8 protein-coding genes are annotated in these 9855 nt (G+C 71.7%); 3 read left to right on the forward strand and 5 right to left on the reverse strand.

The genetic code is table 11. The features are described 5' to 3' along the window. Positions 1-19: 19 nt before the first annotated feature. Positions 20-2566 carry an excinuclease ABC subunit UvrA gene (locus tag ACZ4YL_RS36415; protein WP_468122326.1) on the forward strand — a complete coding sequence of 849 codons (2547 nt, stop codon included), beginning with the start codon at positions 20-22 and terminating at the stop codon, positions 2564-2566. A gap of 3 nt (positions 2567-2569) precedes the next feature. Here ACZ4YL_RS36415 and ACZ4YL_RS36420 read toward each other — a convergent pair whose 3' ends face one another. The 4 genes from ACZ4YL_RS36420 to ACZ4YL_RS36435 all read right to left on the reverse strand — a co-directional run bounded on the left by ACZ4YL_RS36420 (position 2570) and on the right by ACZ4YL_RS36435 (position 6786). Beyond that, on the reverse strand, positions 2570-3223 hold the full coding sequence (locus ACZ4YL_RS36420) for a hypothetical protein (RefSeq protein WP_468122328.1): 654 nt from the start codon (positions 3221-3223) through the stop codon (positions 2570-2572). A 103-nt stretch (positions 3224-3326) separates the two neighbouring features. Next, entirely contained in the window at positions 3327-4073 is a 747-nt protein-coding gene (locus ACZ4YL_RS36425; protein ID WP_031147213.1) for a succinate dehydrogenase/fumarate reductase iron-sulfur subunit, read from the reverse strand. Further along, complete coding sequence (locus ACZ4YL_RS36430) at positions 4070-6079, reverse strand: fumarate reductase/succinate dehydrogenase flavoprotein subunit (protein WP_468122330.1); 2010 nt, start codon at positions 6077-6079, stop codon at positions 4070-4072. The genes ACZ4YL_RS36425 and ACZ4YL_RS36430 overlap by 4 nt, the downstream gene beginning before the upstream one ends. A 2-nt stretch (positions 6080-6081) precedes the next feature. Continuing rightward, positions 6082-6786, reverse strand: a complete 705-nt coding sequence (locus tag ACZ4YL_RS36435; protein ID WP_468122332.1) for a succinate dehydrogenase — start codon at positions 6784-6786, stop codon at positions 6082-6084. 292 nt (positions 6787-7078) lie between these two features. On the opposite strand from ACZ4YL_RS36435, the gene ACZ4YL_RS36440 reads away from it, so the two are divergent. Both ACZ4YL_RS36440 and ACZ4YL_RS36445 read left to right on the forward strand, forming a co-directional pair. Beyond that, positions 7079-8461, forward strand: a complete 1383-nt coding sequence (locus tag ACZ4YL_RS36440; protein WP_468122334.1) for a S41 family peptidase — start codon at positions 7079-7081, stop codon at positions 8459-8461. Positions 8462-8503: 42 nt separating this feature from the next. Next, on the forward strand, positions 8504-8893 hold the full coding sequence (locus tag ACZ4YL_RS36445; RefSeq protein WP_468122336.1) for an IS5 family transposase: 390 nt from the start codon (positions 8504-8506) through the stop codon (positions 8891-8893). Here ACZ4YL_RS36445 and ACZ4YL_RS36450 read toward each other — a convergent pair. Continuing rightward, positions 8863-9855, reverse strand: a 993-nt coding sequence (locus ACZ4YL_RS36450; RefSeq protein WP_468122337.1) for an IS110 family RNA-guided transposase, incomplete at its 5' end; no start/stop codon positions are given. The two genes, ACZ4YL_RS36445 and ACZ4YL_RS36450, sit on opposite strands and share 31 nt — an antisense overlap.

Genomic DNA, 9855 nt, shown 5'->3' on the forward strand with positions numbered 1-9855 from the left:
AGCCTCTAAAATAGGACGAATGCACCAGGCTGCCGGTACCCCCGCCCCTTCCCCCACCTCCCTCGACCCCTACGTACGGGTCCGGGGCGCCCGGGAGCACAATCTGCGCGGCGTCGACGTGGACATCCCGCGCGATGCGTTGACCGTGTTCACCGGGGTCTCCGGCTCCGGGAAGAGCTCGCTCGCCTTCGGCACGCTCTACGCCGAGGCCCAGCGCCGGTACTTCGAGTCCGTGGCCCCGTACGCCCGCCGCCTGATCCACCAGATCGGCGCGCCGAAGGTGGACTCCGTCACCGGGCTGCCGCCGGCCGTCTCGCTGGAGCAGCGCCGCTCCTCCCCCGGCTCGCGCTCCTCGGTCGGCACGGTGACCCTGTTGTCCAACTCCCTGCGGATGCTGTACTCCCGGGCCGGGACCTATCCGCCGGGTGCGGAGCGGCTCGACTCCGACGCCTTCTCGCCCAACACCGCCGCCGGGGCCTGCCCGTCCTGTCACGGGCTCGGCCGGATCCACCGCACCAGCGAGGAACTCCTCGTCCCCGACCCCGGGCTGTCGATCCGTCAGGGTGCGATCGCCGCCTGGCCGGGCGCCTGGCAGGGCAAGAACCTGCGGGACATCCTGGACACGCTCGGCCACGACGTGGACCGGCCCTGGCGGGAGCTGCCCGCGAAGGACCGCGAGTGGATCCTGTTCACCGAGGAGCAGCCGGTGGTCACCGTGCACCCGGTGCGGGAGGCCGAGCGGATCCAGCGGCCCTACCAGGGCACGTACATGAGCGCCCACCGGTACGTCATGCGGACCTTCGCCGACAGCAAGAGCGCCACCCTGCGGGCCCGCGCCGAGAAGTTCCTCGCCGACTCGCCGTGTCCGGTGTGCGAGGGGCGGCGGCTGCGGCCGGAGGCCCTCGCCGTCACCTTCGCCGGGCGGACCATCGCGGAGCTGGCGGCGCTGGCGCTGACAGACCTGGACGGCGTACTGGCCTCCGCGCCCCTGGACGGGGAGGCGGCGCGGGTGCTCGCCGAGGACCTGCGCTCCCGGATCGGGCCCGTCACGGAGCTGGGGCTGGGCTATCTGAGCCTGGACCGGACCGCGCCGACCCTGTCGGCGGGCGAGCTGCAGCGGCTGCGGCTGGCAACGCAGCTGCGGTCGGGGCTGTTCGGGGTCGTGTACGTGCTGGACGAACCGTCGGCGGGGCTGCACCCGGCCGACACCGAGGCGCTGCTCGGGGTGCTGGACCGGCTGAAGGAGGCCGGGAACACGGTCTTCGTCGTGGAGCACCATCTCGATGTGGTGCGGCACGCGGACTGGCTGGTGGACGTGGGCCCGCTGGCCGGGGAGCACGGCGGGCAGGTGCTCCACAGCGGGCCGCCGCAGGACCTGGCCGGGGTGGCGGGGTCGGCGACGGCCCGGCACCTGTTCGCGGCGCGGGAGCCTGCCGCGGCTCCCCGGCAGGTGCGCGGGGCGACCGGGGCGGTGCGGCTGACCGGGGTGGACCGGCACAACCTGCGGGAGCTGGCGGCGGAGTTCCCGCTCGGGGTGTTCACGGCCGTCACCGGGGTGTCGGGGTCGGGCAAGTCCACGCTGGTGGGCCAGGTGCTGGCCCGGGAGGTCGGCGAGCGGCTCGCGGAGGCGGACTTTCCCGTACGGCGGCTGGTGGAGGTGGACCAGAAGCCGATCGGCCGGACACCCCGGTCCAACCTGGCCACGTACACCGGGCTGTTCGACGTGGTGCGCAAGCTCTTCTCGGCGGCCCCCGAGGCGCGGGCGCGCGGCTGGAAGGCGGGCCGGTTCTCCTTCAACGTGCCGGGCGGCCGCTGCGAGACCTGCCAGGGCGAGGGTTTCGTCTCGGTGGAGCTGCTGTTCCTGCCGAGTGCGTACGCCCCGTGCCCCGAGTGTGCGGGGGCCCGGTACAACGCCGAGACCCTGGAGGTCCGGTACGAGGGTCTGAACATCGCGGAGGTGCTGGGGCTGACGGTGGAGTCGGCGGCCGCCTTCTTCGCGGAGGTCCCGGCGGCGGCGCGCAGCCTCCGGGCGCTGGAGGAGATCGGGCTGGGCTACCTGCGGCTGGGGCAGCCGGCCACCGAGCTGTCGGGCGGCGAGGCGCAGCGGATCAAGCTGGCGACGGAGCTGCAGCGGCTGCGCCGGGACCACACGCTGTACCTGCTGGACGAGCCGACGACCGGGCTGCATCCGGCCGATGTGCGGGTGCTGCTGCGGCAGTTGCACGGGCTGGTGGACGCGGGGCACTCGGTGGTGGTCGTGGAGCACGACATGGAGGTGGTGGCGGGCGCGGACTGGGTGATCGACCTCGGTCCGGGCGGCGGCACGGCGGGCGGGCGGGTGGTCGCCGTGGGTACGCCCTCGGAGGTGGCTTCCGCGGCGGGCAGCCGTACGGCTCCGTACCTGGCGCGGGCCCTCGGGTCCGGCCGGGACGGGGAGACGGGGCAGGCACAGGCTGCCGGGCGTGTTCTGGAAACGCCCGAGGGAACCGGCTCCGGCGGGGCCGGTCGACCGTCGAGGACGCCGCCGGGAACGAACTCATCCGCTGGTGAGGCTCAGACGTCGTGAGGCTCAGACGTCGCCCGGGAGCAGGTGCTGCGGCAGTTCGCGGAAGCTCCACCGTCCCTGGCGGCGGGTGAACATCCAGACGAGGTCGTGCCGGTCGGGCCAGGTGGCCGGGGTGCCGGGGATCCGGTGGGCGCCGAGGGCCCGGATCAGGCGCGGGATCCCGCTGTGCTCCCAGCAGACGAGCACGGGCATGGGCGCGGCCAACGCGGCCTGCGCGAGGGCGGCTTCGGCGCCGACGGCGAACTCGGTGCGGACGGGCGTGCGCAGGGCGGTGGCGAGCGCCGCCACCGTCTGCTTGCACCGCACGGGGGCGGCGGTACCGTTCCCGCCTGCCGCGAAGACCGCCGCCGGGCGGGGCAGCGAGGAGCTGGGGGCCGGCGGGAAGAGGCGCGGGAGCCGCTCGGCCCGGCGCCGGCCGCGGCCGGCCAGCGCACCGGGGTCGTCCTCGCCCTCCGCGTCCTGGCCGACGCCACCGGCGTACGGCTTCTCCGCGTGCCGGATCACCATGACCAGGGCGTCCTCGGGTCCGGCCGGCGCACCGGGCGCCGGGGTGCGCGGGGCTTCCCCGCCCGAGCACCCGGACCCGGCCAGCGGGGCGAGGGCGGCGGCCAGTACGGCTCGGCGACGCGGTCCGGACCCGGAGGGGGCTTCTGGCATGGCGCCACTGTCCCCCATGGTCCGGGCGGCGCCGGGGCGCGGCGCGGTACGGGCCGTGCCGGTCAGCCGATCGGCGCAGGGGCGGGAGCCTTGGACCCCGGGCTCAGCGGGGGCCCTTGCGCACGGCCCGCAGCCACTCCTTGTTCATCGCGGCGATCGACGGCAGCGGGATGCCCTTCGGGCAGGCCGTGGCGCACTCGCCGGTCAGGGTGCAGCCGCCGAAGCCCTCCTCGTCCATCCGGGCCACCATGTCCAGCACCCGGGTCTCGCGCTCCGGCGAGCCCTGCGGGAGGACGTTCAGGTGGTTGACCTTGGCGGAGGTGAAGAGCATCGCGGAGCCGTTGGGGCAGGCCGCCACGCACGCGCCGCAGCCGATGCACTCGGCGTGCTCGAAGGCGAAGTCGGCGTCGGCCTTGGGCACGGCGGTGGCGTGCGCCTCGGGGGCGGCGCCGGTGGGGGCGGTGATGTAGCCGCCGGCCTGGATGATCCGGTCGAAGGCGCCGCGGTCGACGACGAGGTCCTTGACCACCGGGAAGGCGGCGGCCCGCCACGGCTCGACGTCGATGGTGTCGCCGTCGGCGAAGGACCGCATGTGGAGCTGGCAGGTGGTGGTGCGTTCCGGGCCGTGGGCGTCGCCGTTGATGACGAGGCTGCAGGCGCCGCAGATGCCCTCGCGGCAGTCGTGGTCGAAGGCGACCGGGTCCTCGCCGCGCAGGATGAGGTCCTCGTTGAGGGTGTCGAGCATCTCCAGGAAGGACATGTCCTCCGAGATGCCGTCGACCTCGTAGGAGGCCATGTGACCGGGGGCGTCGGCGCCGCGCTGGCGCCAGACGCGCAGGGTGAGCTTCATGCGTAGCTCCGCTGGGTGGGGTGGACGTACTCGAAGACGAGGTCTTCCTTGTGCAGGACGGGGGCGGCGCCGGTGCCCTGGTACTCCCAGGCGGCCGCGTATCCGAACTCCTCGTCGCGGCGGGCTGCTTCGCCGTCGGGGGTCTGGGACTCCTCGCGGAAGTGGCCGCCGCAGGATTCGGCGCGGGCGAGCGCGTCGAGGCACATCAGCTCGGCGAGTTCGAGGTAGTCGACGATGCGGTTGGCCTTCTCCAGCGACTGGTTGAACTCTTCGCCGCTGCCCGGGACCTTGATCCGGCGCCAGAACTCCTCGCGGATCTCGGGGATCCGGTCGAGCGCCTTGCGCAGGCCTTCCTCGCTGCGGGCCATGCCGCAGTACTCCCACATGAGTTCGCCGATCTCGCGGTGGAAGGAGTCGGGGGTGCGGTCGCCGTCGACGGCGAGGAGTTTCGCCAGGCAGTCGCGGGTCTCGCGGATCGCCGCCGCGGCCTCGGGGTGGCTGTCGTCAACGGTGTCCTGGTGGGGGTGGCGGGCGAGGAAGTCGTTGATCGTGGAGGGGAGCACGAAGTAGCCGTCGGCGAGGCCCTGCATCAGCGCGGAGGCGCCGAGGCGGTTGGCTCCGTGGTCGGAGAAGTTGGCCTCGCCGATGGCGAAGAGGCCGGGGACGGTGGTCTGGAGGTCGTAGTCGACCCACAGGCCGCCCATCGTGTAGTGGACGGCGGGGTAGATCCGCATGGGGACCTCGTACGGGTTCTCCGCGGTGATCCGCTCGTACATCTCGAAGAGGTTGCCGTACTTCTCGGCGACCTTGTCACGGCCCATGCGGCGGATGGCGTCCGCGAAGTCGAGGTAGACGCCCTGGCCGCCGGGGCCTACGCCGCGGCCTTCGTCGCAGACGTTCTTCGCGGCGCGGGAGGCGATGTCGCGGGGCACGAGGTTGCCGAAGGAGGGGTAGATCCGCTCCAGGTAGTAGTCGCGCTCCGCCTCGGGGATGTCGGCCGCGGCGCGGGTGTCGCCCTTGGCCTTGGGGACCCAGATGCGTCCGTCGTTGCGCAGGGACTCGCTCATGAGGGTGAGCTTGGACTGGTGGTCGCCGGTGCGCGGGATGCAGGTGGGGTGGATCTGGGTGAAGCAGGGGTTGGCGAAGTACGCCCCGCGCCGGTGCGCCCGCCAGACGGCGGTCGCGTTGGAGTTCATGGCGTTGGTGGAGAGGTAGAAGACGTTGCCGTAGCCGCCGCTCGCCAGGACCACGGCGTCGGCGTAGTGGGTGGAGATCTCGCCGGTGATCAGATCGCGTGCGACGATGCCACGGGCCACTCCGTCCACGACGATCAGGTCGAGCATCTCGGTGCGGGCGTGCATCTCGACGTTGCCTGCGGCGATCTGCCGGGAGAGTGCCTGGTAGGCGCCGAGCAGGAGCTGCTGGCCGGTCTGGCCACGGGCGTAGAAGGTGCGGGAGACCTGGACCCCGCCGAAGGAGCGGGTGTCGAGGAGGCCGCCGTACTCACGGGCGAAGGGGACGCCCTGGGCCACGCACTGGTCGATGATCTCCACGGAGATCTGGGCGAGGCGGTGGACGTTGGACTCGCGGGCGCGGAAGTCGCCGCCCTTGACGGTGTCGTAGAAGAGGCGGTGCACCGAGTCGCCGTCGTTGCGGTAGTTCTTGGCGGCGTTGATGCCGCCCTGGGCGGCGATGGAGTGGGCGCGGCGCGGGGAGTCGGAGAAGCAGAACTGGACCACGTGGTAGCCCTGTTCGGCCAGTGTCGCGCCGGCCGCTCCGCCCGCCAGACCGGTACCGACGACGATGACGGTGTGCTTGCGGCGGTTGGCCGGGTTGACGAGCTTGGCCTCGAAGCGGCGGCGGTCCCAGCGGTCCGCGATGGGGCCTTCGGGGGCCTTGGTGTCGGCGACGGGATCGCCGGTGGTGTACGCGGCGTAGTGAGGGCCCTGCTGGTGGGGGTCCTGCTGGTGGGCGTGCTGATCGCGGTCGTGCTGGTGTGCGCTCATGGTCAGTTCACCACTCCGGTCATGACGGCTACGGGGACGGACACGAAGCCGGCGAAGAGGACGAGGGCCAGGCCGTTGGCCAGGAACTTCAGCGTCCGCTCGCGTCGGGCGCTGCCCGCGCCGAGGGTCTGCGCGGCGCTCCAGAATCCGTGGTGGACGTGCAGTCCGAGGGCGGCCATGGCCACGATGTAGATGGTGTTCCCGTACCAGGTGGAGAAAGTGGACAGGACGTTCTCGTACGGGTGGCCGGACCAGGCGCGCTCGTTGACGGTGAGCGTGGTGAGGTCGAGCAGGTGCCAGACGATGAACAGGCCGAGGATGATGCCGCCCCAGCGCATGGTGCGGGTGGCGTAGCTCGCGCGGCGGCGCTTGTGGGCGTACTTCACCGGGCGGGCCTTGATGTCGCGGCGGCTGAGCTGGTAGGCGGACACGGCGTGGGCGACGACCGCGGCGAGCAGTCCCACGCGGACGAGCCACAGGGCCCACTCGTGGTGCAGGAAGGGCGAGCCGAGGGTGCGCAGCCAGTGGGCGTAGCCGTTGAACTCGTCCGCCCCGAAGAAGATCTTGAGGTTTCCGAGCATGTGCACGACGAGGTAGCCGAGCATGATCAGGCCGGACACGGCCATCACGGACTTCTTGCCGACGGAGGAGTCCCAGATCGTGCGTGTGATGGACGGCCGTCGATCCGTCCGCGTTGCCAGAGCCATGTCCCCGACGGTACGGACGAGGGTCCCGAAAGGTCCAAGACATGATGGAGCTGATATCGATAGAGGACAGCTATCGAGGGCGCTAGGTCGTGTCGTCAAAGTCTCGTCTGGCTGGCTGGCTGGCTGGCTGGCGCCACTCTGACGACACTTCCGAGGTGTGTGGTCCCGGGTACCGCGGGTAGCGGGGGCTGGCCCCACCCCCGATCGGCCGGACAGCCGGATGGCCCGGTGGATCCCGTGTCGGCGACGGTGGGGCAGTACCCAGCAAGTCGCCTACAGAGAAGGCAAGATCGTGCGCATCGTCACAGCCACCGCCGTCGCCCTGGCCCTCGTCGGCGCAGCCGCGCCGGCCGCCACCGCCCACCAGCCGGCCACCGACGGAATCTGGCGCACCGACGGCTACGGCACTGTGCTGTCCATCCGGAACGGAACCCTCCAGGAGTACCAGACCACCGCCGTCAGCTGCATCGCGGGCGACACCGCGCGGCGGACCGGCCCCGGCGCCTACACCACGCCCAGAGGCACCGTCCTCACCGTGCGCACCCGCGGGGACCGCTACCGCGCCTCCGTACGGCTGGACGGCGACGTCGGCGAACGGAACCTGCGCCGGATGACGGAACTGCCCGACGCCTGCACGCGTTCGGCCCCCGGGGGACCGCTCGCCTCCTTCGACGTCTTCTGGCAGTCCTTCGAGGAGAACTACCCCTTCTTCGCCGCCAAGGGCATCGACTGGCACGCCGTACGCGACCGGTACCGGCCCACGGTCCACGAAGGGACGACCCCGGACGAACTCTTCGCCGTCTTCAGCAAGATGGTCGAGCCGCTCCACGACGCCCACGTCGCCGTCTTGGACGTCGACGGCGACGGCGACGGTGACCCCGACCGGGCCTTCGCGCAGGTCCGCCCCGGCACCGTCCGGCCCGACGGGAAGCTCGACGCCAAGGTCAAGAAGTTCGTCGTGGAGCGCGACCTCAAGGACGCCCGGAACCTCCAGGACTTCGCCGCCGGGCGGATCACCTACGCCGACCTCCCCGGCGGGCAGGGCTACCTGCGGATCTCCGGCTTCGGCGGCTACGCGGGCGACGAGGCCTCCTACGCCGCCGAGCTGGCCGAGCTCGACAAGGCGCTGGACACGATCCTCGGCCAGGAGCGCACCCGGCACCTGAAGGGCCTGGTCATCGACCTGCGGATTAACGGCGGCGGCTCCGACGCCATGGGGCTCCGCCTCGCCGGGCGGCTGACCGACACCCCCTACCTCGCCTACTCCAAGCGGGCCCGCAACGATCCCGCGGACCCCACCCGGCACACGCGCCCCCAGTCTCTGTACGTCACGCCCGCCCAGGGCCCCCGCTACACCGGGCCGGTCGCCGTGCTGACCGGCGGCTCGACCGTCAGCGCGGGAGAGACCTTCACCCAGGCCCTCATGGACCGGCCCGGCCGGACCGTGCGGATCGGGCAGCCCACGCAGGGCGTCTTCTCGGACGTCATGGTGCGCAAGCTCCCCAACGGCATGTCGGTCTGGCTGCCGAACGAGGAGCTGCTGACCCGGTCGGGGAGGACCTTCGACGGCGCGGGCATCCCGCCGCACCTCACCGAGCCGGTCTTCACCACGGAGGAGCTCGACCGGAACAAGGACTCGGCCTTCGACCGGGCCGTGAAGGTCCTGCGGGACTAGGAGTTGCCGTCAAAGTGATCTTGCGTTGTGGATCATGGTTGGGTGATACGTCGCCATGAACTGTCGGACGCCGAGTGGGAACTCGTGCAGCCGTTGCTGCCTCGGCCTGTGCTGGGTCGGCCGCGGCTGGACGACCGGACGGTCCTGAACGGGATCGTGTGGAAGTTCCGGACCGGGGTCGCCTGGCGGGATGTGCCCGACCGATATGGGTCGTGGGCCAGTCTCCACACCCGTTTCCGCAGGTGGGCGGTGGACGGAACCTTCGAGCGGATGCTCCAGGCCGCGCAGGCGCAAGCGGACGCCGCAGGCGACATCGAGTGGCTGGTCTCGGTGGACTCCACCGTTGTCCGTGCCCACCAGCATGCGGCCGGGGCCCTGAAAAGGTGCCTCTATGGTTTTCGTCAAGCCGTAGTCGGTGTGGGTGGTTGGTAGAAGGTGCCGTCGCGGAGCATGGCGAAGAGGACATCGATGCGTCGTCGGGCGAGTGCGACGAGGGCGGCAGTGTGGTGTTTCCCCTCGCGTCGTTTGCGGTCGTAGTAGGCGCGTGACTCGGGCTGGGAGAGCGAGGCGAACGCGGCGAGGTAGAAGGCTCTCTTGAGCTGCTTGTTGCCTCGCCGGGAGGGGTGTTCGCCGCGGATGGAGGAGCCGGAACTGCGGGTTACCGGCGCGAGGCCGGCGTAGGCGGCGAGGTGTCCGGCGGTGGCGAAGCCGCTGGCGTCGCCGACGTCGATGAGGATGCGGGCGGCGGTCCTGATCCCGATGCCGGGCATCGAGATCAGGACCTGGGAAAGAGGGTGGGCCTCCAGGAGTTCCTCGATCCGGGCGGCGAGGACTTTTCGCTGGTCGAGGACGGACTGGAGCGAGCTGGCGAGGCTGGGGACGATCAGTGCGGCGGCTTCGGTGCCAGGGACGACGACGGTCTGTTCGTCGAGTGCGGCGAAGATGTCCTCGACCAGCCGCTCGGCCATCCGCGGCGCCTTGGGACGTATCAAGGTCACGAGGCGACGGCGTCCTGCCTTGCGGATCCGGGCCGGGGAGCCGAACTGGTCGAGCAGTTTGAGCACGGCCGGGTGCTGGATCCGCGGGCCCAGGACCCGCTCGAGCGACGGGTGGATCTGGGTGAGCAGGCCGCGGAGCCGGTTGGCGATCCGGGTGGACTCACCCGCGAGGTCGTCGTCGAACCCGGCGATCATCGAGAGCTCGGCAACGGTCTCGTCGGTGGGATCGATGGTCCTCAGGGTGTGGGGCATGGCCCTGGCGGCGTCCGCGATGATGAACGCGTCGCGGGCGTCGGTTTTGGCCTCGCCGGGGTAGAGATCGGCGATGCGTCGCATCGTGAGTCCGGGCAGGTAGGCGACCTGGCAGCCCGAGTCCCGGGCGACCGCCAGTGGCAG

The organism is Streptomyces sp. NPDC030021 (assembly GCF_055574035.1).

What these genes read in the sequence shown, in the direction of transcription:
- ACZ4YL_RS36435 (WP_468122332.1), bottom strand. Translation starts at nt 6,786, where the DNA reads ATGGCTCTGGCAACGCGGACGGATCGACGGCCGTCCATCACACGCACG.
- ACZ4YL_RS36430 (WP_468122330.1), bottom strand. Translation starts at nt 6,079, where the DNA reads ATGAGCGCACACCAGCACGACCGCGATCAGCACGCCCACCAGCAGGAC.
- ACZ4YL_RS36425 (WP_031147213.1), bottom strand. Translation starts at nt 4,073, where the DNA reads ATGAAGCTCACCCTGCGCGTCTGGCGCCAGCGCGGCGCCGACGCCCCC.
- ACZ4YL_RS36415 (WP_468122326.1), top strand. Translation starts at nt 20, where the DNA reads ATGCACCAGGCTGCCGGTACCCCCGCCCCTTCCCCCACCTCCCTCGAC.
- ACZ4YL_RS36420 (WP_468122328.1), bottom strand. Translation starts at nt 3,223, where the DNA reads ATGCCAGAAGCCCCCTCCGGGTCCGGACCGCGTCGCCGAGCCGTACTG.